This is a genomic window from Streptococcus sp. 27098_8_69 (assembly GCF_041432445.1).
GTDB lineage: Bacteria > Bacillota > Bacilli > Lactobacillales > Streptococcaceae > Streptococcus.
Genome location: NZ_JAPVZO010000002.1, coordinates 11,558 through 34,364 on the forward strand (window position 1 = coordinate 11,558; position 22,807 = coordinate 34,364).

General features: G+C 39.1%; 22 protein-coding genes and 1 riboswitch. Of the genes, 8 read left to right on the forward strand and 14 right to left on the reverse strand.

Translation table 11 applies throughout. The annotated features are described in order from the left end of the window. Nucleotides 1-6: 6 nt before the first annotated feature. Nucleotides 7-1,899, reverse strand: coding sequence for a DUF2207 domain-containing protein (locus O3658_RS01395; RefSeq protein WP_371559021.1), 1,893 nt, complete (start codon nt 1,897-1,899; stop codon nt 7-9). A 130-nt stretch (nt 1,900-2,029) separates the two neighbouring features. On the opposite strand from O3658_RS01395, the gene O3658_RS01400 reads away from it, so the two are divergent. Further along, a complete protein-coding gene (locus tag O3658_RS01400; RefSeq protein ID WP_371559022.1) occupies nt 2,030-3,595 on the forward strand; it encodes an ABC transporter substrate-binding protein/permease in 1,566 nt (521 codons plus the stop codon). Then, nucleotides 3,595-4,335, forward strand: coding sequence for an amino acid ABC transporter ATP-binding protein (locus O3658_RS01405; RefSeq protein ID WP_000081949.1), 741 nt, complete (start codon nt 3,595-3,597; stop codon nt 4,333-4,335). The genes O3658_RS01400 and O3658_RS01405 overlap by 1 nt, the downstream gene beginning before the upstream one ends. 458 nt (nt 4,336-4,793) lie before the next feature. Here O3658_RS01405 and O3658_RS01410 read toward each other — a convergent pair whose 3' ends face one another. The 13 genes from O3658_RS01410 to O3658_RS01470 all read right to left on the reverse strand — a co-directional run bounded on the left by O3658_RS01410 (nt 4,794) and on the right by O3658_RS01470 (nt 15,334). After that, nucleotides 4,794-5,009, reverse strand: a complete 216-nt coding sequence (locus tag O3658_RS01410) for a hypothetical protein (protein ID WP_001140700.1) — start codon at nt 5,007-5,009, stop codon at nt 4,794-4,796. 105 nt (nt 5,010-5,114) lie between these two features. Continuing rightward, complete coding sequence (locus O3658_RS01415; RefSeq protein WP_000243418.1) at nt 5,115-6,011, reverse strand: SPFH domain-containing protein; 897 nt, start codon at nt 6,009-6,011, stop codon at nt 5,115-5,117. A gap of 82 nt (nt 6,012-6,093) precedes the next feature. Further along, entirely contained in the window at nt 6,094-7,344 is a 1,251-nt protein-coding gene (gene ilvA, locus O3658_RS01420; RefSeq protein ID WP_045763620.1) for a threonine ammonia-lyase IlvA, read from the reverse strand. A gap of 80 nt (nt 7,345-7,424) precedes the next feature. Then, nucleotides 7,425-8,447, reverse strand: coding sequence for a ketol-acid reductoisomerase (gene ilvC / locus O3658_RS01425; RefSeq protein ID WP_045763621.1), 1,023 nt, complete (start codon nt 8,445-8,447; stop codon nt 7,425-7,427). A gap of 65 nt (nt 8,448-8,512) precedes the next feature. After that, nucleotides 8,513-8,989, reverse strand: a complete 477-nt coding sequence (gene ilvN / locus O3658_RS01430; protein WP_001253809.1) for an acetolactate synthase small subunit — start codon at nt 8,987-8,989, stop codon at nt 8,513-8,515. Further along, nucleotides 8,982-10,682 carry an acetolactate synthase large subunit gene (locus O3658_RS01435; RefSeq protein WP_248034654.1) on the reverse strand — a complete coding sequence of 567 codons (1,701 nt, stop codon included), beginning with the start codon at nt 10,680-10,682 and terminating at the stop codon, nt 8,982-8,984. Before O3658_RS01435 ends, ilvN begins: the two co-directional genes overlap by 8 nt. A gap of 212 nt (nt 10,683-10,894) precedes the next feature. Beyond that, nucleotides 10,895-11,584: a 50S ribosomal protein L1 gene (rplA, locus tag O3658_RS01440; protein WP_001085672.1), complete on the reverse strand. Its 690-nt coding sequence runs from the start codon at nt 11,582-11,584 to the stop codon at nt 10,895-10,897. Nucleotides 11,585-11,680: 96 nt separating this feature from the next. Continuing rightward, nucleotides 11,681-12,106: a 50S ribosomal protein L11 gene (gene rplK / locus O3658_RS01445; RefSeq protein WP_001085808.1), complete on the reverse strand. Its 426-nt coding sequence runs from the start codon at nt 12,104-12,106 to the stop codon at nt 11,681-11,683. Between the two features lie 193 nt (nt 12,107-12,299). Next, nucleotides 12,300-12,782, reverse strand: a complete 483-nt coding sequence (locus O3658_RS01450) for a GNAT family N-acetyltransferase (RefSeq protein WP_371559079.1) — start codon at nt 12,780-12,782, stop codon at nt 12,300-12,302. Continuing rightward, nucleotides 12,757-13,176 (reverse strand): chromosome partitioning protein ParB, encoded by a 420-nt coding sequence (locus O3658_RS01455; protein WP_371559023.1) that lies wholly within the window; start codon nt 13,174-13,176, stop codon nt 12,757-12,759. Before O3658_RS01455 ends, O3658_RS01450 begins: the two co-directional genes overlap by 26 nt. 27 nt (nt 13,177-13,203) lie before the next feature. Further along, on the reverse strand, nt 13,204-13,854 hold the full coding sequence (locus O3658_RS01460; RefSeq protein WP_371559024.1) for a phosphatase PAP2 family protein: 651 nt from the start codon (nt 13,852-13,854) through the stop codon (nt 13,204-13,206). Then, on the reverse strand, nt 13,844-14,407 hold the full coding sequence (locus O3658_RS01465; protein ID WP_371559025.1) for an ECF transporter S component: 564 nt from the start codon (nt 14,405-14,407) through the stop codon (nt 13,844-13,846). Before O3658_RS01465 ends, O3658_RS01460 begins: the two co-directional genes overlap by 11 nt. 156 nt (nt 14,408-14,563) lie before the next feature. Beyond that, nucleotides 14,564-14,782: riboswitch (FMN riboswitch) on the reverse strand. 48 nt (nt 14,783-14,830) lie between these two features. After that, nucleotides 14,831-15,334, reverse strand: a complete 504-nt coding sequence (locus O3658_RS01470) for a tRNA (cytidine(34)-2'-O)-methyltransferase (protein WP_045763706.1) — start codon at nt 15,332-15,334, stop codon at nt 14,831-14,833. Nucleotides 15,335-15,727: 393 nt separating this feature from the next. Between O3658_RS01470 and trkA the strand changes: the two genes are divergently transcribed. From trkA to argF, 6 genes are all read left to right on the forward strand, one after another. Continuing rightward, a complete protein-coding gene (gene trkA, locus O3658_RS01475) occupies nt 15,728-17,077 on the forward strand; it encodes a Trk system potassium transporter TrkA (RefSeq protein ID WP_371559026.1) in 1,350 nt (449 codons plus the stop codon). Nucleotides 17,078-17,080: 3 nt separating this feature from the next. Next, a complete protein-coding gene (locus tag O3658_RS01480) occupies nt 17,081-18,520 on the forward strand; it encodes a TrkH family potassium uptake protein (RefSeq protein WP_045763704.1) in 1,440 nt (479 codons plus the stop codon). 150 nt (nt 18,521-18,670) lie between these two features. Continuing rightward, nucleotides 18,671-19,303, forward strand: coding sequence for a hypothetical protein (locus O3658_RS01485; RefSeq protein ID WP_371559027.1), 633 nt, complete (start codon nt 18,671-18,673; stop codon nt 19,301-19,303). Between the two features lie 60 nt (nt 19,304-19,363). Continuing rightward, entirely contained in the window at nt 19,364-20,056 is a 693-nt protein-coding gene (locus tag O3658_RS01490; RefSeq protein WP_045763703.1) for a CPBP family intramembrane glutamic endopeptidase, read from the forward strand. 354 nt (nt 20,057-20,410) lie between these two features. Then, entirely contained in the window at nt 20,411-21,640 is a 1,230-nt protein-coding gene (gene arcA / locus O3658_RS01495) for an arginine deiminase (RefSeq protein ID WP_371559028.1), read from the forward strand. 67 nt (nt 21,641-21,707) lie between these two features. Beyond that, nucleotides 21,708-22,721, forward strand: coding sequence for an ornithine carbamoyltransferase (gene argF, locus O3658_RS01500; protein WP_371559080.1), 1,014 nt, complete (start codon nt 21,708-21,710; stop codon nt 22,719-22,721). Nucleotides 22,722-22,807: the final 86 nt, after the last annotated feature.

The window sequence follows — 22,807 nt, forward strand, 5'->3', positions numbered from 1 at the left end:
TTCTCTTTAAAAGGCACCGATACTGCCACCGCCTCCACCACCAGAGAAGCCACCGCCAGAACTTCCGCTTCCAGATGATACGGAATAGTTACTTGCTGTATTTGCGATGCTGACATAATGGCTCATTTGCGCGCTTGAATGATAAAACATACTGTGCCAGCCATACGCTACATAGAGGTTGATGTCTGGATTTTCCACTTGAATATGATGAACCTTCATCAAATGGCTGACCTTATCCGCATAGCCAAATAAGGTCGCATAGACCAAGAGGCGATTCCATACCACAATACTTTCCAATTCAGCTTGATCCAATCGTGCAATCTCACGCAACATATTTTCAAAACTGGTCCAGAGATAGTAGACCTCTGCTCCCGCTTCATTCAGAACACCATCACGATTATCTAGTCGAAGCTTCCAATAATAGAAAACAGCCAAAACCAAACCTAGAAAACCAAGTATTGGCAAGGGGAGGTAAAGATAACCATGAACATCCAAACTGTACAAGAACAAACCAAATCCTATAAATAGGGGCAAGATAGTGGAGAGTCCCATCCCCACTTGCAAGGCCTTTTCCCCACCAGTCAAAGGACGATAATAATCCGGAAGTCCCCAGAAGGAAACTCGATTTCTCACTCCTTCTTGCATCTCTTTCAATACTTCTTCAAAAGAAGATTTGAGCTGACGCCCCTTTGCTTGAATCCGTTTTTCATCAGAGACTTTTGCTCTACGATAAAGACTATCAGATACCTTATAATCTGCAAACAAATTGGAAAGAGTTTCTTCTTTTTTGCCTGAAAAAACCAGATTTAGACAGTCTATCTCAAAGCTTGACAAACCATCTTCTTTTACTAGCCTCAAACCAACTGCATCTCCTTCTGAAATAATAGAAACATTCCCACGGTCTATCACATCTAGCAAGGTAGCTTGAATAAGTTGATCAAAGGTGAATTTGCCAGCCCCCTTGACTAAGGGACTCACTTCCTCCAAGGAGGTCGAGTAAACTGCTTCTGATAAAACCATAGGCTCTAATTCCATTGGTGGCTCATAGAGACGATGATTTTTGGCATATTTGACTGAAGGAGTGGTTTTTCTTCTATAGATAAAATAGAAGCAAGTACTCAATAACAAGGAGATGGAAAGTATTGAAGGAAACACCCAAGTAACGAGTTGTTTACTCTGCTCTTTTTCTCTAACAATCGAGTCTTCTATCTTATTAAACTCTTCTAAACGATTCCCTTTTAAGCCCTGATCCATAGCGCTAGCAAAATCAGTTCGAGGCCAGTAGGCATGCAACTCAACTCCACGCTTAGACGGAAGATTGTCTAAGCGAATCGTATAGTCAGGACCACTCTGTTCAATCCTTCCCTCTCTAAAGAGTTGCCCTGTGTGGAAAAAGAGTTTTTCAGCCCCCTTATCTCCCCTTACATGAAACTCAAACTTTTCAATAGATTCTGAACTATCTGTTAAGGGTTGCCAATTTAATTCAGCGATATCATCATATAAGAAAAGAAGATTTTTCAAATGCCAGGTAAGTTCCACTTCAACCCTATCCCCTTCCTGACCTGGATTATAAACTTTAACAGTATAACCATTCGTTTCTTCTGTCACTTCGCTAGTAAGATTTTCGATTTTATGACCATTTTTAAAGGCCTCAACCTTTGGATGAGGATCAATTTCAAACCCGCTAGGCATCTTGCCTGCACGACCAAGTCCCACGATTTGACCATTAAAATCATCCTCAAACTGGTAAACTATCTTCTGCCTAAATTCCGCTGTATTGTCTGCATGAATATACAGTTCTCCTTTATAGGATGGAATGCTGAAATCCACGGCAAAAACCAATTTTGGAACAATTATCAGACTAGTAAATATAAGTACTATTAACCATCTTTTTTTCATAATATAGCCTCTTTTGACCTTTTTCTCATTATATCATTTTTTTCCAAGTAAGGGTTTACTAAGATTGAAAAAGTTCCGCTTTTTCGATACAATAGAGAGAAGCAATTTTAGACTAGAAATAGGAGAAATCATGAAAAAATTATGCTTAACTATCCTTGCTAGCCTAGCCCTTACTTTAGGACTAGTTAGCCAGGTCCAAGCCGATGAATATTTACGCATCGGTATGGAGGCTGCCTACGCACCCTTTAACTGGACTCAAGATGACGACAGTAACGGCGCTGTCAAAATCGATGGAACCAACCAATATGCTAATGGTTACGACGTCCAAATAGCTAAAAAGATAGCTAAGGACCTAGGCAAAGAGCCCTTGGTTGTTAAAACCAAGTGGGAAGGACTTGTTCCAGCCCTTACTTCTGGTAAGATTGATATGATCATTGCAGGTATGAGCCCAACTGCTGAACGCAAACAAGAAATTGCATTTTCAAGCAGCTACTATACTAGCGAACCAGTACTTTTGGTCAAAAAGGATTCTGCCTATGCAAATGCCAAATCACTAGAGGACTTTAGCGGAGCAAAAATCACTTCTCAACAAGGTGTTTACCTTTATGATTTGATTTCACAAATCTCAGGTGCTCAGAAAGAAACTGCCATGGGAGATTTCGCCCAAATGCGTCAAGCTCTTGAAGCTGGTGTTATTGATGCCTATGTTTCTGAACGACCAGAGGCCCTAACTGCCGAATCAGCAAACGCTAAGTTTAAAATGATTCAGCCTGAACCTAGTTTTAAAACTGGTGAAGAAGATACCTCTATCGCTATCGGTCTTCGTAAGGATGACGAACGTATCAGCCAAATCAATGCTAGCATTGAAACCATCACTAAAGATGAACAAGTTGCGCTCATGGATCGTATGATTAAAGAGCAACCAGCAGAATCTACAACGACAGAAGAAAGCAACAGTAATTTCTTTGGTCAAGTCGCTAAAATTCTGACTGAAAACTGGCAACAACTCTTGCGTGGTGCTGGTATTACCCTTCTCATTTCAATTATCGGTACCATCGTTGGTCTCGCTATCGGTCTTGCTATCGGTGTTTTCCGTACTGCACCTCTATCTGAAAACCAATTTATCTTTGGTATCCAAAAACTAATCGGTTGGATTCTCAATATCTATATCGAAATTTTCCGTGGAACTCCTATGATTGTACAATCTATGGTTATCTACTATGGAACTGCTCAAGCTTTCGGGATCAACCTAGACCGTACGCTAGCTGCTATCTTTATCGTTTCGATCAACACTGGTGCTTACATGACTGAAATTGTTCGTGGTGGTATCCTAGCTGTTGATAAGGGACAATTTGAAGCAGCAACTGCACTTGGTATGACTCATAACCAGACCATGCGTAAGATTGTTTTGCCTCAAGTTGTTCGAAATATTCTACCAGCGACTGGTAATGAGTTCGTCATCAACATCAAGGATACTTCTGTATTGAACGTTATCTCTGTTGTAGAACTTTACTTCTCAGGAAATACAGTAGCAACACAAACCTACCAGTACTTCCAAACCTTTACCATCATCGCAGTTATCTACTTTGTCCTCACCTTCACAGTAACGCGTATCCTACGCTTCATCGAAAAACGTATGGATATGGATACTTATACAACAGGTGCTAACCAAATGCAAACGGAGGATTTGAAATAATGAGTCAACCAATCCTTGAAATCAAACACCTCAAAAAATCCTACGGGCAAAACGAGGTCCTAAAAGACATCTCTCTCACTATTCATAAAGGAGAAGTGATTTCTATCATCGGTAGTTCCGGTAGTGGTAAATCAACCTTCCTACGTTCTATCAACCTTCTTGAAACACCAACTGAAGGTGAAATTCTTTATCACGGTGAAAACGTACTTGAAAAAGGATATAACCTCACTCACTATCGTGAAAAACTAGGCATGGTTTTCCAATCCTTTAACCTCTTTGAAAATCTCAACGTTCTTGAAAATACGATTGTTGCACAGACTACTGTCCTCAAACGTGAACGATCAGAAGCAGAGAAAATTGCTAAAGAAAACCTTGAAAAAGTTGGAATGGGAGAGCGCTACTGGCAAGCTAAACCTAAACAACTTTCTGGTGGTCAAAAGCAACGTGTAGCCATTGCTCGTGCACTTTCCATGAATCCTGATGCCATTCTCTTTGACGAGCCTACTTCAGCCCTTGACCCTGAAATGGTCGGTGAAGTTCTTAAAATCATGCAAGAACTAGCTCAAGAAGGCTTGACAATGATCGTTGTAACCCACGAAATGGAATTTGCTCGTGACGTATCACACCGTGTCATCTTTATGGACAAAGGTGTGATTGCAGAAGAAGGCAAACCTGAAGATTTATTTACAAATCCTAAAGAGGAACGTACAAGAGAATTTTTACAACGCTATTTAGGATAAGACAAAAGTGGTTGGATAAACCTCTTAAACTAAGAGTTGTATTCCTTCTCAATCCCCAATCAACATTGAGTCAAAGGCTCATGAACATAAAAATCAAGGTCGGAGTTTTTTATCCCGACCTCTTTTTATATACTTTAAAAATCAGCTTTATCCCTTCTTCTGTTTCCTGAGCAAGTATTGCTTGTAGCTATATTCCTAATCTTTTATTTGATTTTCATGAGTGATACTCAATGAAAATCAAAGAGCAAACTAGGAAGCGAGCCGCAGGCTGTACTTGAGTACGGCAAGGCGAAGCTGACGTGGTTTGAATTTGATTTTCGAAGAGTATGAGATCACTCAGCTCCCTGTCAACCTAGTTTATTCTAACAAATAGATTTGTTGAGTAGGTCATAGCATGGCTATTTCTCCATTCCATAAATAAAAGCAGACCCTAATTAGAGTCTGCTTGTATCCAAAGATTAATCTTCAAATTTTTCATGATTTTTTTCATAGAAATCAATTAATCCAAGGGCTGTTTCAAAGGAAATATTTTTAACTTTTGCACGTCCTTGAGCTAGAGCAATGATAGACATTTCACGTGCATTCGTTTCTTTAGAAATACGATAACCAGTGATCTTCTTATCACGAACCCAGCTAACAACTGATTCTACTTTTTCAAAGTTAGTCTTAGCCATGTTTTTCTCCTATTTTATTCTTTACGATATTTAATTGTATACGTTTTTATGGCATTTGTCAATAAAAAAACATATATCCAATCAAATAAGACGTTAAGATTTAGTTTACTTGGCTTTTAAAGCCGATAATATATGGGTTCGTATATCTTCAACTCCGTTAGGATTTGCTGGTAAGAAAATTGTATTATTACCTTGTTTTTCTGCAAAATTATTCAATGTATCTAAATACTGGTTAGTTAACAAGATTGACATGATTTGCTCTTCAGTTAATTCAACATTGGCTCCTTTTAACTCTTTAATAGAATCAGCAAGTCCATCAACAATTGCTTTTCGTTGCTCTGCGATCCCCACACCATGTAGGCGATCCTTTTCTGCCTCTGCTTCGGCCGCTGTTACGATCTTAATTTTATCTGCTTCGGCCAATTCTTGTGCTGCTACTCTCTTACGTTGAGCAGCATTGATTTCATTCATCGATTGCTTGACTTCCGCATCCGGCTCTACTTTGGTAATGAGAGTTTTGACGATAATGTACCCATACGTTGACATTTCTTCCGCTACTTGTTTTTGAACTTCTAATGCAATTTCATCCTTTTTCTCAAACAATTCATCCAAAGTTAACTTAGGAACTGATGAGCGCAATGCGTCTTCAATATAAGATTTGATTTGAGCCTCAGGTCTCATTAGTTTATAGTAAGCATCTGTAACATTTTGTTCATTTACTCGGTACTGTGTCGCAACATTCATCGTCACAAATACGTTATCTTGAGTCTTGGTTTCCACAACGATTTCACTTTGCAAGAGACGCAGTTGTACACGAGCTGCAATTTTATCAATTCCAAATGGTGCTCTTAGGTGAATACCACTATTGCTCAATTTTTGATACTTACCAAATCGTTCAATGATAGCTACTGATTGTTGTCGAACAACATAGATTGAGCTCATTAATATAGCTCCTACGATAAGCATTAGAATAATTAGAACAAGTATAACTTTTAAAACCATGGGAATCTCCCCCTTTCTTCACTTACATTATAGCACTAGTAAATAGGTTAGGCAAATAATATGATAAAAATTTCATAGCATATTAAACAAGCATATTATATAGGGTCTCATTCCCATTCAAGTTAATATAAGACGGGTCGAATTTTTCCATCCGGTGAATCAATCCCGCATAATCATGTTTATCAGCAAGTGCAATCCCTATTAGTACTGGACCAGTTCCCTTGCTAGCTCGTTTGATATATTCAAAACGAGTAATATCATCATGAGGTCCTAAGATATCATTTACAAACTCTCGAAGTGCTCCCGGACGTTGTGGGAAATTCACTACAAAGTAATGCTTGATACCATCATAAATCAAGGCACGTTCTTCCATCTCTGGCATACGGTTGATGTCATTATTCCCTCCAGAAATGATACAACAAATGGTCTTGCCCTTAATATAATCGGATAATACTTCTAGAGCTGCAACACTAGCAGCACCCGCAGGTTCTGCTACGATACCTTGTTTAGAGTAGAGATCAATTAAGGTCTCAGAAATCAAGCCTTCATCTACTCCGATAAGAGTTTCTACATGTTTGCGTGTTGCTTCATAGGTCAACTGTCCTACCTTTTGCACGGCAATTCCATCCGCAAACTTATCAATTTCTTTAAGTTTAACCGGTCCTCCAGCTTCAAAGGCAGCCTTCATCGAACGAGCACCTTCAGCCTCTACTCCAATGACCTCAATCTGAGGATTTGTCTCTTTAATATAAGTAGAAACACCTGAAATGAGACCTCCGCCTCCAACAGGTACCAAGACAGTATCAAATTCAATAGATTCTTTACGAGCTTCTTCTAAAATTTCATAGGCTACCGTACCCTGACCAGCTTGAACATAGGGATCATCAAAGGGATCAATAAAAGTACGATTTTCAGCTACGGTAAAGTCTTGAGCAGCCTTGGCTGAAGCATCAAAAGTATCCCCTACTAATTTGATAGTAACAAAATCTCCTCCAAAGAAACGAACCTGACCAATTTTCTGTTGAGGTGTCGTAATTGGCATAAAGATTGTTGCAGGAATCTTCATCTCATTACATGTGTAGGCAACTCCTTGAGCGTGATTGCCCGCTGAAGCACACACTACACCACGTTCACGTTCCTCTTTTGTCAATTGGGAAATAGCGTAATAAGCCCCACGAATTTTAAAAGAACGGACACGTTGAGCATTTTCCTTTTTAAGATAAATTTTCGCTCCGTATTTTTCGGATAAATAATGATCGTAGTCAAGTGGCGTATTGGCTACTACACCACTCAAAACCTTGTGGGCTTTCACCACATCTTTTGCACTTAGCATAATCTCCTCCTAGATGAGTTTTCAAGATAAAAAACGAGTTAGGTTCCCCCCAACTCGCCTTCTGTTTATATTCTTAAAAATTAGTTGTAGATCTTGAATGCATCATCGTCGTTTTTACCGACAAATGGCATTGCTTTACGCAATTCTGCACCAACTTTTTCAATTTCAAGGTTAGCTGCTTGTTCACGGTAAGCAGTCAATTTTGGACGTCCAGCTTTGTAGTCATTTACAAAGTCGTTGGCAAATTTACCATTTTGGATGTCCGCAAGAACTGCTTTCATATTTTCTTTGACTTGTTCAGTGATTACACGTGGACCTGAAACATAGTCACCATATTCAGCAGTGTTTGAAATTGATTGACGCATTTTCTTGAATCCACCTTCGTAGATCAAGTCAACGATCAATTTCATTTCGTGAAGAACTTCAAAGTAAGCCAATTCTGGAGCATAACCAGCTTCTGTCAAGACTTCAAAACCAGCTTCAATAAGGGCAGTCAAACCACCACAAAGTACTGCTTGTTCACCAAACAAATCTTCTTCAGTTTCTTCTTTGTATGTTGTTTCAAGAAGACCTACACGCGCTGCACCAACACCTTTACACCAGTCCATAGCGATGTCTTTAGCATTTCCTGTAGCATCTTGGTAGACAGCGTAAAGTGCTGGAACACCAAATCCTTCTTCGTAAGTACGACGTACCAAGTGTCCTGGTCCTTTAGGAGCACACATGAAGACATCAACATCTGCAGGAACTTTGATGAATTCGAAATGGATGTTGAAACCATGTGCAAATCCAACAGCATTTCCAGCTTCCAAGTTTGGTGCAATTTCTGCTTCGTACAATTCTTGTTGGATTTCGTCTGGAGCCAAGATCATGATAACATCAGCCAACTTAGTTGCTTCTGCTACTGTGTATGTATCAAAACCATCTTCTTTTGCTTTGTCAAAAGATTTACCTGGGCGTACACCGATGATCACATCACGACCTGAATCACGCAAGTTTTGAGCGTGAGCATGACCTTGTGAACCATAACCGATAACAGCGATTTTTTTACCATCAAGTGCTGCTACTTTTACATCTTTTTCGTATTCCATTTGAACTGCCATAGTTTTTTCTCTCTTTTCTATTTTTATTGCCTATTAGGCTAGTTTAACAAATTGAGGTTGGATTTTTAGTCGCGGGTAAATCCAGTTGCACCCGTACGAGCGATATTCTTAATACCATATGGTCGAATGACTCGAATTAAGGCTTCACTCTTTTCTGCATTCCCAGTCATCTGAATGGTAATGGAACTTGGAGCTACATCGACTACTGTTGCACGGAAAGGTTGGATAATAGCCAAAATTTCTGCACGTTTTTCAGCAGGAGCTGAAACCTTTATAAGAATCACTTCTCGTTCTAAGTGGGGTTGATCCGTGATATCACGAATGCGAATCACATCAATCTGACGATTAAGTTGTTTGATGATTTGCTCCACTTCATCATGTGAGGCAACATCAATGATAATGGTAATTCGTGATACATTAGGATTTTCCGTTGCGCCAACAGAAATGCTTTCGATATTGACTTGACGTCTCGATAAGACTCCTGTGAAGCGATTGAGAACACCTGAACGGTTTTGAAGTTTGGCTGTTAACATTCTACGCATTAAACTTCACCCCCAACATCTCATGATTACTCTTACCAGCTGGTACCATCGGTAAAACATGTTCTTTACGAGAAATGTCTACTTCAATAAACATTGGTACATCTTCCATGATGACTTCCAAATCCTTCTCAAGAGTTTCAGGATTATCAAACTTATAATTTTTAATCCCGTAGGCTTGAGCCATCAATTGAAAGTCTGGCAAGGTTTCAAATACCGACTCTGAAGTTCGACCATCATAGAAGGCTTCTTGCCACTGGCGGACCATCCCAAGTGAATGATTATTTAGCATGATGACCTTGATTGGAATCTTATAAATATTTAAGATTGCTAATTCCTGATTGGTCATCTGGAAACCACCATCTCCGACAAAGAGAACAACTTCTTTATCTGGATTGGCAATCTTAGCACCAATAGCTGCAGGGACTCCGAATCCCATAGTTCCTAAACCACCTGACGTAACCAATTGACGCTCGTTTTGGTAAGGATAGTATTGAGCCGTCCACATTTGGTGTTGCCCAACGTCTGTTACAACAATAGCATCACCCTTAGTCAACTCACCGATACGTTCAATAACTGCTTGAGGTTGAACCACACGTTCTTTCTTATCATAAGATCGAACACGGTTCTTATCTTTGGTAACTTTTTCAATCCATTTTTCAGTATTGTTACGAACAATTGGCTCAGCTAGTAACTGTTGCAAAGCTTTTTTCGCATCTCCAACAACCGGAATATCAACTGCGATAATCTTACCAATCTCTGCAGGATCGATATCAATATGCGCTACTTTTGCATTTTTAGCAAAGGTCTTTGGATTTCCAGTCAAACGGTCATCAAAACGACAACCAATAGAAATCATAAAATCAGCCTCAGTCATGGCAATATTAGCTGCAAAGGAACCGTGCATTCCACCCATTCCCAAAAATAGTGGATGGCTAGTTGCGATTGTTCCCTGTCCCAAAAGACTTGTCACAACAGGAATTTGATAACGCTCTGCGAATTCATTTAACTCTGCTGCAGCCTCAGCGTAACTAATACCACCCCCAGCTAGCAAGACTGGCTTCTTAGCCTTAGACAATTGCTTCAAGATTTTCTTGATTTGCATATCATTTGGCTCAAGTGTTGGCTGATAACTTGGTAAATCTATCTCTGGAGAGTAAATAAAGTCTGTTTCAAGCGCAGAAACATCTTTTGGAAGGTCAATGACGACTGGCCCTGGACGACCTGTGGTCGCAATATGTACCGCCTCTGTAATAATTCGTGGAATATCCGCAGTTTCTCGAACCTGATAATTATACTTAGTGATTGGCATGGTGATACCAACGATATCAGCTTCTTGAAAAGCATCTTTCCCAATTCCAGCACGTGCTACTTGGCCAGTAAAGACTAAAAGGGGAACACTATCGCTCATAGCATCTGCGATCCCTGTAATGGCATTTGTAGCTCCTGGTCCGCTTGTGACGACTGCTACACCCAGTTTTCCTGTTGACTTAGCATAACCTTCAGCTTCGTGAAGACAGCCCTGCTCATGGCGACCTAGAATATGGCGGATTCCCTTAAAATTATAAATAGCATCATATAAAGGAAGTACCGCTCCACCAGGATAACCAAAAATCGTATCGATTCCTAAGTCACGAAGTGTTTCCAAAACAAGATCCGATCCCGACTTAGGTGAGTCTAAAATGATTTTCTCCATCGTTCCCCTTTCTCTTCTCTTAAAAATAGCTTGTTACTATGATACCATTTTTTCAAAAATTTTCAAGGGAAAAGAGCAAATTTTCTGAATTTTCTATCTAGATACTTTACAATATCAAATAGATTAGGAAGTTTATACGTATTTTTATTTTTTTAATAGAAAAAAGGTTGAGACAAACTTGTCTTCAACCTTTCATGTTAAATTATTACTAATTAAAGTGAGTTAACGTCAACCTTGATACCAACACCTTGAGTAGTTGTGATTGTCAAGCTTGTTACGTAAGTTCCTTTAGCAGTAGCTGGTTTAGCTTTTTGGATTGTTTCGTTGAATGCTTTGAAGTTTTCAACCAACTTGTCAGCTTCAAATGAAACTTTACCGATGATAGCTTGTACGATACCTGCACGGTCTGCACGGTAAGTGATTTTACCACCTTTAGACTCTTCAACTGCTTTAGCAACATCCATTGTTACAGTACCAGTTTTAGGGTTTGGCATCAAGTTACGTGGTCCAAGGACACGTCCAAGACGTCCAACAAGAGCCATCATATCAGGTGTAGCGATAACTACGTCGAAGTCCAACCAACCGTCGTTGATTTTAGCAACAAGGTCGTCTTCACCAACGAAGTCTGCACCAGCAGCTTTAGCTTCTTCAGCTTTTGCACCACGTGCAAATACAAGAACGCGAGCTGTTTTACCAGTACCGTTTGGCAATACCATTGCTCCACGGATTTGTTGGTCAGCTTTTTTAACGTCGATGTTCAAGTTATAAGCAACTTCTACAGTTGCATCAAATTTTGCGAAGTTAGTTTCTTTTGCAAGAGCTACAGCTTCTTCCACGCTGTATGCTTTTGTGCTGTCGATCTTCTCAAGAGCAGCACGAAGTTGTTTGCTTTTTTTAGCCATTTTCTATTCTCCTTGTAAGTGGTTCAATCGATTTTCATCTCCCACGTCACTTCTCGAAATGATGAAGTCTTGCGGGTTATATAGGGATGTTATTGATTAGTCAACAACAGTGAATCCCATAGAACGAGCAGTACCTTCGATCATACGCATTGCAGACTCAATGTTTGCAGCGTTCAAATCTGGCATCTTAGTTTCTGCAATTTCTTGTACTTGCGCACGAGTAACTGTAGCAACTTTAGTTTTGTTAGGTGTACCTGATCCTTTTTCAACACCTGCAGCTTTTTTCAAAAGAACAGCAGCTGGTGGTGTTTTTGTAACGAAAGTAAATGATTTGTCTTCGTATACTGAGATAACAACTGGAATGATCATACCAGCTTGGTCAGCAGTACGAGCGTTGAACTCTTTTGTGAATCCCATGATGTTGATACCAGCTTGACCAAGAGCAGGTCCAACCGGTGGAGCTGGTGTAGCTTTACCAGCAGGGATTTGCAATTTTACAAGTTTTTCGACTTTTTTAGCCATTTTTAAATCCTCCTTTGTGGTTTTGGCGGTAATTTAGAGATTTTTACCTCCCACAAGTATGCTTTACACATACCCACCTATTATACACTATTTTTTAAAAAATGCAAGAGAAATTTTTATTTTTGATATTTCTTTCTGTTACAATTTTTTGGTGAAATCAATCTTTAGAATCTTCTATCACGATGGAGGGAATTCATTCGCTCAAAGTCAGTACAAAACTCACTCCATTTTCAGTAGTACCACTTTCCACAAATCCAAGAGACTCAAAACATCTTCTAGAGATACGATTGAAAGTATAGATTTCTTGAACTTTCAATTGTTTCCAACCCTTTTGACGAGCTAGATTAATCAAAGCCTTCAAAACCTTACGTCCAAGTCCCTGATGTTGATAAGTTGGATTGCCAATCACAATAGGAAGATTCTCCTGAGATAAGGTAACATCCCCAATTGGAAGCCACTCTCCCTTTTCTCGAAACTCAATCCAGAACAAATCCCCGTGTCTTTCTAAATAGGAATACATGGCATTTAATTTTTCCGGACCATAAGGTATTCTAATACCGTCTACAAGTTCCACCAAATCCACATCTTGATACCAGGTCAAAGCTGCATCATGATGATCCGCTAAAAAATAGGGAACTAGACGCAAGGAATCATCTATCTGAATGATTTTTGTCATCATTTTCTAATCCTAATACTAGCTCCGCTGCTTGATTAAAACCATCACACCAGTTATACCATTTTGCTTCATACTCATCTTGAGATAAGATATGATCTTTTAAATCCAGAACAGAGTATATCTTTCTTTTCTCACAAGCCTGCGCATAGAGATGATAGAGTTCATCACCTCCATCTCTATCCCACTCAGCAGAAATCGTATTCTGGCCTATCAATAAAGCCTGATAAGCCCTGTGATGCCCATCTGTAATCAACAAATAATCTCCAAATGCAAGAACGCTGATTGGATCAACATTGATTAATTCTACCGACTGATAAAGCATCTGGATATCTTGTAACTTCTTTTCTGATAAATATAGTTGAGTCGGATGAAGATCTTTTATGTTGACTTCCATTTTTATCTCCTCAAGAAGGGGCAATTCCTACTTCTGCTTTCCTTTGAACCGCCATTGAAAACGCAGTTTATCGTAGAAAGGGAACTCCATAAACAAAACTCCTAGGCCTACACAAAGGCTGGCAATCACATCTGATGGGTAGTGAACTCCCAGATAGACTCTAGAAACAAGAACACTAAGGAGGTATATTCCTAGCAAGATTTGTAAAGTGTATTTTAAGGTCCTATTTTTCACTCTTTGTCCTAAGATTATCATTAAAGAACCGACTAACAAAGTTACTGCAAGTGAATGCCCACTTGGGAAAGAAAAGCCCTTTTCCTCCACTAAATGTAAAATATCTGGTCGGGGACGTTGATAGAGGTGTTTTAAAGACACAATTAAAATTCCAGCTAAACTAAGATTTGCAGTTACTAAAAGACTTTCACACTTCCACTTTTTAAAATAAAGGATGATAGCCAAAAGAAGGGACCAGCTAACAACGACTGGGATATCAATTAAGTGCGTAATTGCCCGAAAAAGAAGCGTTAAGGTCTCAGGTAAATCACCTCTAATGGCAGTCTGAATCGGCTGATCAAAACTGACCAGCATTTCTGGATAAAACTTGACAATATAGCCAATAATCATAAAAAGTAAAAGGGCAAAAGAGCCCTTCATCATAAATGTTTGTTTATCTTTCATAGTATTTTAAAGTTGGTTTCAAAAGGACAAACAACAACCAGAAAGAGATGGCAAAGATAATACCTTCAATCAGATTAAAAGGCAAAACCATAGTCATCAGGTAGTTGCTCAATCCTAAGATTTTCTCAATATCCAAATTAGCAAACTTAGCGTACAAAGGAACAGCATAAACATAGTTTAGAACTAGCATAGCTAGAGTCAAACCAAGCGTACCAGCTAGTGAAGCTAGGACGAAACGCATGGTTGTTCGCTCTTTTTTCCAAATCAAACCAAAAGCAAGTACAAAGACTCCCAAGGCAACAATATTCATCGGTAAACCAATATAGGTACTAACCCCTTGATTGTTCAGAAGGATTTTCAACAAGGACCGAAGGAAAAGCACTCCAAAAGCTGCTGGTAAATCCAAGATTACCAAGCCCACAAGGACCGGTAAAATACTGAACTCAATTCTCAAGAATGATGCCGCTGGCAAAAGCGGAAAGTCAAAGTACATCAACACAAATGAAAGTGCTGATAAAATTGCAATGGTCGAAAGTCGACGTGTGTTTGTCATAACAGGTTCCTCCAATTTTCTATAAAATCAGAAGAAGTTGGAAAGGATTCCTCTATCTATCCTTTATTTTTATATTCCAAAAGTTCCCCCTCACTCTTTTTAGCAAGCGGTTGCAATTTACCTATAAAAAATCAATTAGAATAGACAAAGCCATTCTTTCGTCTTCTCCCATCCAGACTATACTGTCGGTTGTGGAATCTCACCACATCAGCTTGCGCTCGCGGACTTATTTGGCTAAGATATTTTAGATTTATCTAGGCGTCGTAGTCGAAGATAATACTTAAAGTATATCGAGACAAGACAACGACGAGAAAGCTAAAATAGCTAGTCAAATTTACCGCCGGTCGGGAATTTCACCCTGCCCTGAAGACCCCTTTATGATAACAAAAAAAGCTTGCAAGCGCAAGCATTTTATCTAAGTGTTTATTTCAACTTATCTGTTTCGTAAGTGTGAACCAGTTCGAGACCCGCAAAGTTTTGTTGACGAAGTGCTTCATAGACAATCATACAAACTGTATTTGAAACATTGAGACTACGAACATGCTCATCATTCATGGGAATGCGGAGAGCTTTTTCTGGATGCTCACGCATAAATTCCTCAGGCAAGCCCTTATCTTCTCTCCCAAAAAGAAAATAATGATCTCCTTCTGTCGTAAAATCTGCATCTGAATAGACTTTTTCTGCAAACTTGGAAATCAAGTAGAGCTGACCATCCATTTTTTCCATAAAATCAGCCAAACTATCATAAAAATGAATCTCAAGCTTGTCCCAATAATCTAGACCTGCTCGCTTCATCTTACGGTCATCGATAGGAAAGCCCATCGGTTTAATAATATGAAGGGGCGCATTCGTTGCTGCGCAGGTACGAGCAATATTACCCGTATTTTGTGGAATTTGGGGTTCAAATAATACAATGTGATTTGCCATGCCTTGTTTCCTCTCACTGGTGCAAAAAAATAGCCACACTGCCCGGAGTCTAGCTCAGCAAACAGCGTGGTTAAGGCATCGTTAACTTACCTCACAACAGGTTTGAAGTAAATCAGCGAAACTACTGTTTTAGTATATCACTTTCAGCTTGATTGTCAATAGAAATGACTTGATTTTTTCAATTTTTTTACAAACATATTTACATTAGTTAAAAATACTTCTGTATTCATTAGAGTTACACGAAAATAGCTGATTTATATCTTAAATTTTTAATAAGTAAGATTATCAATGAGACAATTTTCCACCCTAATAATGAAAAGAGTCGGTTGCCGAGTGCATTTTATTCTAAAAAAGAGTATGATAGATACATATTGAAAAAGTAGGTTATATAACATGAAGATTATTCTTGTCGGAGGGGGGAAAGTTGGTTCTGCCCTTTGTCGTTCACTTGTCGCTGACAATCATGATGTTGTCTTAATTGAACAGAACGAAACAGTTCTTAATTACATGACAAGCCGTTTTGATATTATTGGAATTGCAGGTAATGGGGCTGACTTTGCCATGCTAGAAGCTGCCAATGTTCAAGACTGCGATATTTTCATTGCTATGACTCAATATGACGAGGTCAATATGGTCTCTGCTGTCTTAGCTAAAAAGATGGGGGCTAAAGAAACCATCGTCCGTGTCCGCAATCCTGAGTATTCCAACCCTTACTTTAAAGAAAAAAATATTCTCGGATTTTCTCTCATTGTCAATCCAGAACTCCTAGCGGCTCGTGCTATTGCTAACATCATCGACTTCCCAAATGCTCTTTCTGTTGAGCGTTTTGTAGGTGGCTTGGTTAGTTTGATGGAATTTGTTGTCCGTAAGGATAGCAATATCTGTCAGATGTCTATCGCAGACTTCCGGAAAAAGTTTGGTAATGTGATTGTCTGTGCTATTGAGCGCAATCATAAACTGATGATCCCTAGTGGCGACCTTATTTTAGAAGATAAAGACCGTATCTTTGTAACAGGTCATCGTGTCGATATGATGCTTTTTCATAACTATGTCAAATCTCGTGTCGTTAAGAGTTTACTCATTATCGGAGCCGGAAAAATCGCCTACTACCTTGTTGGTATTTTGAAAGATAGCCGTATTGATACCAAGGTCATTGAACTCAATCCAGATCGCGCAGCATTTTTCAGTCAAAAATATCCAAAACTCTACATTGTACAAGGGGATGGGACTGCAAAAGATATTCTCCTAGAAGAAAGTGCCCAACACTACGATGCAGTCGCAACCCTTACTGGAGTTGACGAAGAAAACATTATTACATCTATGTTCTTGGATAGTGTGGGTGTTCAGAAAAACATCACTAAGGTCAATCGAACCAGTCTCCTAGAGATTATCCATGCACCTGAGTTTTCTAGTATCATCACACCAAAAACCATCGCTGTTGATACGATTATGCACTTTATCCATGGTCGTGCCAATGCCCAGTATTCAGACCTTCAAGCGATGCACCACCTAGCAAATGGACAGGTTGAGACTCTTCAATTCCTTATTAAGGAAGCTAACAAGATGACTGGTAAACCTTTGTCTCAACTGAAACTCAAAAAAGATATTTTAATTGCTGCTATTATTCGCAATGGAAAAACAATCTTCCCAACTGGTGAAGATAGCCTTCAAGTCGGTGATAAGTTAGTTGTCATCACACTACTATCAAATATCACCAAGATCTATGATCTGTTAGAGAGGTAAGCTATGAATAGAAGTATGGTACGATTTCTTCTTGCAAAGCTACTCTTGATCGAGGCTGGTCTACTCTTAGTTCCAGTTAGCATTGCTCTTTATTATCGAGAATCGAGTCAAGTTTTTACAGCTCTTTTCTCTACCATCGGAATCCTTGTTGTTCTAGGTCTTCTGGGAATTATCAGTAAGCCTAAAAAACAGCGAATCTATGCAAAAGAAGGGGTCTTAATTGTTGCTCTCTGTTGGATTCTCTGGTCATTCTTTGGTGCCCTTCCCTTTGTCTTTTCAGGACAAATTCCCAATATGATAGACGCCTTCTTTGAGATTAGTTCTGGCTTCACAACAACGGGAGCAACCATTTTAAATGATGTTTCTGTCTTAAGCCGTTCTCTTCTATTTTGGAGGAGTTTTACTCACCTTATCGGAGGGATGGGGGTGCTGGTTTTTGCTCTAGCTATTATGGACAATGCTAAAAATAGTCACTTAGAGGTTATGAAGGCAGAGGTTCCTGGACCAGTATTTGGTAAGGTGGTATCTAAGCTAAAAAATACAGCTCAAATCCTTTATATCCTCTACCTGGCTATGTTTGCCCTCTTTGTGGTTATTTATTACCTTGCTGGGATGCCACTCTACGATAGTTTTGTCATCGCTATGGGTACTGCTGGTACAGGTGGCTTTACTGTTTATAATGATGGAATTGCCCACTATCACAGTTCTCTCATTACCTATCTGACAAGTATCGGGGTTTTGATGTTTGGTGTCAATTTCAACCTCTACTACTACCTCATGCTCCGTCGTATCAAGGAATTCTTTTTTGATGAAGAACTCCGAGCCTATCTCTTGATTGTAGCCATATCAACTGGCTTAATCACGCTTAACACACTCCACCTCTACAGCGGAGTTTCACAAAGCTTTGAGATGGCCTTCTTCCAAGTATCTAACATCATTACCACTACCGGTTTTGGATATGGAGATATCACGAACTGGCCTTTGTTCTCTCAATACATCTTGCTAATGCTGATGGCAATCGGTGGTTCTGCTGGCTCCACTGCAGGTGGTCTCAAGGTTATTCGCGGAGTCATCCTTTCTAAGATTGCTAAAAATCAAGTCTTGTCTACCATATCACCTCACCGTGTGTTAACCCTTCAGGTTAATCAAACGGTTATTGATAAGGATACCCAGCACAAGATTCTGAAGTACTTTGTGGTTTATATCATGATTCTACTCAGTTTGATTTTCATCGTCAGTTTAGATACCAATAATTTAATGGTTGTTACGAGTGCTGTTTTCAGTTGTTTTAACAATATCGGTCCTATTTTAGGAACAACTGCAAGTTTCTCAATTTTTAGTCCATTTTCAAAACTTCTGCTATCATTTGCAATGATTGCAGGACGTCTTGAAATTTATCCAATCATACTGCTCTTTATGAAGCGCACTTGGTCTAAACGTTAGAACACCTATCTCCCCTCTTCAAGGAACCCTTGAAGGGGGATTTTTTAGTTTCAAAAGACAAGACAGCCCTAAAAATCGACAATTGGGAATTTAAGGACTTTTCTCTCCTATCTTTTAGCTATAATAAGAAAAAAATATAGGGGATACTTTATGGAAAAAGTCATAAAATCAATTCGACTACTCTTGTTCTTTGCCTTAATCCAACTGGCACTTTGTAGTTGTATCTTTTGGTCTGGAACCTCTCTGGCCCTTAAACAATCCTGTTTTTATTTTCTACTGGCTTTATTGGGCTTATCTGGGTCCTGTGCCTTTATGCATTATTTATCTAGTCACAACCTGAAAAGAGATAGACTGATTGATAGGAGTCGCTTTATCTTTTTATTGTATAGTATGATGATTGTGGTCAACCTCTGTGGTGTTGGACTTGTTCTGTCAGAGAGTATCGTCACTGTTAACTTACTTCAAAAAGAAGCTGTAGAACTCATCCTTCCCTCCTTCTTTTTTCTCTTTGGAGTTGATCTCGTTACCTTTCTCCCCTTGAAAAAATGGAGAAGGTTACAAAAAAATTCCAGTAGCAAGGAAGTGAGATTTTCCTTCATCATCATTTCTATTTTAATCTTCCTACGTAATCCAATCACCATTTTATCGATTGCTTTTTATATTGGCCTTGGTGCTCTATTTCTCAGTTTTTTATTCCCAAAAAATTTGAGACAGGAGGTATCATTCTACGGTCATTTGATTCGGGATATTCTATTTGTCGTCTGTACTTTCCTCTTATGGTAACAAATAGAATCCTCTCAGCAATTGTGTTATAATTAGATAAAAATTTTAGGAGACATATCAATGAACTTTTTTAAAGATTTTCGTAAACGACTCGCGTGGTTTGGGATTTTGTTAGTAGCCATCGTTCTCTCTCAAATCCCGATGCAAACTCTAGCTCTGTTAGCAATAAGTCAGATTGATCCTATATGGTCATCACTTATCGTAGCTCTTATTTCGATTCTTGTGCTTGCTATCTTTTTATACGGAGCCCATAAGAGCAAGTTACTAGTATTTAAGCCTAAACTCTTAACGATTAATGATCTTCCTCGTATTGTTTTGAGTTATTTGACAATCTTTGTTGGAAATCTTGTAGGTGGCATCTGGTTACAACTCATAAAACAAACAACAACTTCTAATCAGCAAGTAATCAACAACCTTATTTCTGAAAGCTCTCTGATTAGCAGTTTCTTCCTCATCGTTTTAATCGCACCTATTTGTGAAGAAATCATCTGTCGCGGGATTATTCCTACCAAACTCTTCCAAGGCTACGAAAAGTTTGGCTATGTTATTGGTTGGTTGATCTTCCTCCTTGCGCACAGACCTTCTAATCTCCCTTCCTTCTTGATTTATGGCTGGATGTCAGCCGTCCTCACTTGGACTGCTTATCGTACCAGACGTTTGGAAATGTCTATCTCAGTCCATATGCTACTTAATAGTATCAGCTTCATCTTACTTGCACTCTTTACATTTTTTATGAAAAATTTCGGTATCTAATACCCAACTATTCTTCCCTTAGGCTAGATCAATCGTCCTAGTCTAAGGGATTTTTTTGTTTCAACAAACTTTTCACCTCAAAAAAGCCACTTTTTTCTACAATCTCAAAATTTTTTTAAAAAATTTTAAAAATATTTTTATGCATAAATTTTATAGAATATAAAAATAAGTTAACTTAACATGTATATTTGTGAATATTCTTATAAAAAAATGTAAGAAATCCTTTAAAATAGCCATTTTAAAGCCTTTTAGGCCTTATCATATCCCTTGTAATGCATATTAATTTGTGATACTATTAGATTGTAAGCGATACCAATATCATTTGGTACACACGAGAAAAAAAGGAGGATACACATGTCTTCACATCCAATTCATGTTTTCTCAGAAATTGGGAAACTGAAAAAAGTTATGTTGCACCGTCCGGGTCAAGAATTAGAAAACTTGATGCCAGATCACCTTGAGAGGTTGCTCTTTGATGACATCCCATTTTTAGCAGATGCCCAAAGTGAACACGACGCCTTTGCTCAAGCACTCCGTGACGAAGGAATCGAAGTGCTCTATCTTGAACAATTGGCTGCTGAATCATTAACTTCTCCAGAAATACGCGACCAGTTCATCGAAGAATATCTCAACGAAGCAAATATTCGTGGTCGACAAACTAAAAATGCCATCCGAAAACTGCTTCATGATATTGACGACAACCTTGAACTGATCAAGAAAACAATGGCAGGTGTTCAAAAAGTTGAATTACCTGACATCCCTGAAGAAGGCAAAGGATTAACAGACTTGGTTGAATCTGACTATCCGTTTGCCATCGACCCAATGCCAAACCTTTACTTCACTCGCGACCCATTTGCGACTATCGGGAATGCAGTATCACTCAATCACATGTACGCCGATACACGCAATCGTGAAACACTTTATGGTAAGTACATCTTTAAGTATCATCCAATCTATGGTGGTAAGGTAGAGCTCATCTATAACCGTGAAGAAACTACTCGGATTGAAGGTGGAGATGAACTTGTTCTTTCAAAAGATGTCCTAGCAGTTGGTATCTCTCAACGGACTGATGCCGCTTCTATCGAAAAACTTTTGGTTAATATCTTCAAAAAGAATGTTGGCTTCAAGAAAGTTTTGGCTTTTGAATTTTCAAACAGCCGTAAGTTCATGCACTTGGATACTGTCTTCACCATGGTAGACTATGACAAATTTACAATCCACCCAGAAATCCAAGGCAATCTTCGCGTCTATTCCGTCACTTACGAAAATGAAGAACTCAAGATTGTTGAAGAAAAAGGAGATTTGGCAGAACTTCTTGCTCAAAACCTTGGTTTAGAAAAAGTTACACTCATTCCTTGTGGTGATGGTAATATTGTTGCAGCTGCTCGTGAACAATGGAATGATGGCTCTAACACACTCGCTATCGCACCAGGTGTCGTAGTCGTTTATGAACGCAACACTGTGACCAATAAGAAACTTGAAGAATATGGACTTCGTCTCATTAAGATTCGCGGCAGGGAGTTGGTACGCGGTCGTGGTGGACCTCGTTGTATGTCAATGCCGTTTGAACGCGAAGACATTTAGATTCTTCCTATTTCTGCCTAGCATCTGCTAGCAGAATCATGCTTGTTAGAAAAGGATATATAGAATGATACATTCAGTATTTCAAGGAAGAAGTTTTCTAGCTGAAAAAGATTTTACCCGTGCAGAGCTCGAATATTTGATTGGACTTTCAGCTCACTTGAAGGATCTTAAAAAACGAAACATCGAACACCGCTATCTAGCTGGTAAAAATATTGCTCTTTTATTCGAAAAAACTTCCACCCGTACACGCGCAGCCTTCACAACTGCTGCAATCGATCTTGGTGCACATCCAGAATACCTGGGGGCAAACGATATTCAACTAGGTAAAAAAGAAACTACGGAAGATACCGCAAAAGTTTTGGGACGTATGTTTGATGGTATTGAATTCCGTGGTTTTAGTCAAGATATGGTTGAAGAATTAGCTGAATTCTCTGGCGTTCCTGTTTGGAATGGCTTGACGGATAAATGGCATCCAACTCAAATGCTTGCAGACTACTTGACAGTACTAGAAAATTTCGGACATCTTGAAGGTTTGACATTGGTTTACTGTGGTGACGGTCGTAACAATGTTGCCAATAGCCTTCTCGTAACAGGAGCGATCCTTGGTGTGAACGTTCATGTCTTTTCACCAAAAGAACTCTTCCCAGATCAAGCAGTTGTTGCACTGGCTAAGGGATATGCCAAAGAAAGTGGGGCTCACATCCTCATCACAGAAGATGCTGATCAAGCTGTAAAAGGGGCTGATGTCCTTTACACTGATGTTTGGGTATCTATGGGCGAAGAAGATAAGTTTGCAGAACGTGTCGCTTTGCTAAAACCTTACCAAGTCAATATGGATCTTGTTAAGAAAGCAGGCAATGAAAACTTAATCTTCCTCCACTGCTTACCAGCCTTTCATGATACAAACACAATCTATGGCAGACAAGTAGCTGAGAAATTTGGTGTAAAAGAAATGGAAGTAACTGATGAGGTCTTCCATAGCAAATATGCTCGTCAGTTTGATCAAGCAGAAAATCGTATGCACACCATTAAAGCCGTTATGGCTGCTACACTAGGAAATCTCTACATTCCTAAAGTGTGATACAAACTATAAGAAACAGCTTAGGGGCTGAGACTAGTGTTTTAGTCCGGTCCCTTTTTGTAATAGTTACGAGCTCTGAGTTGGAA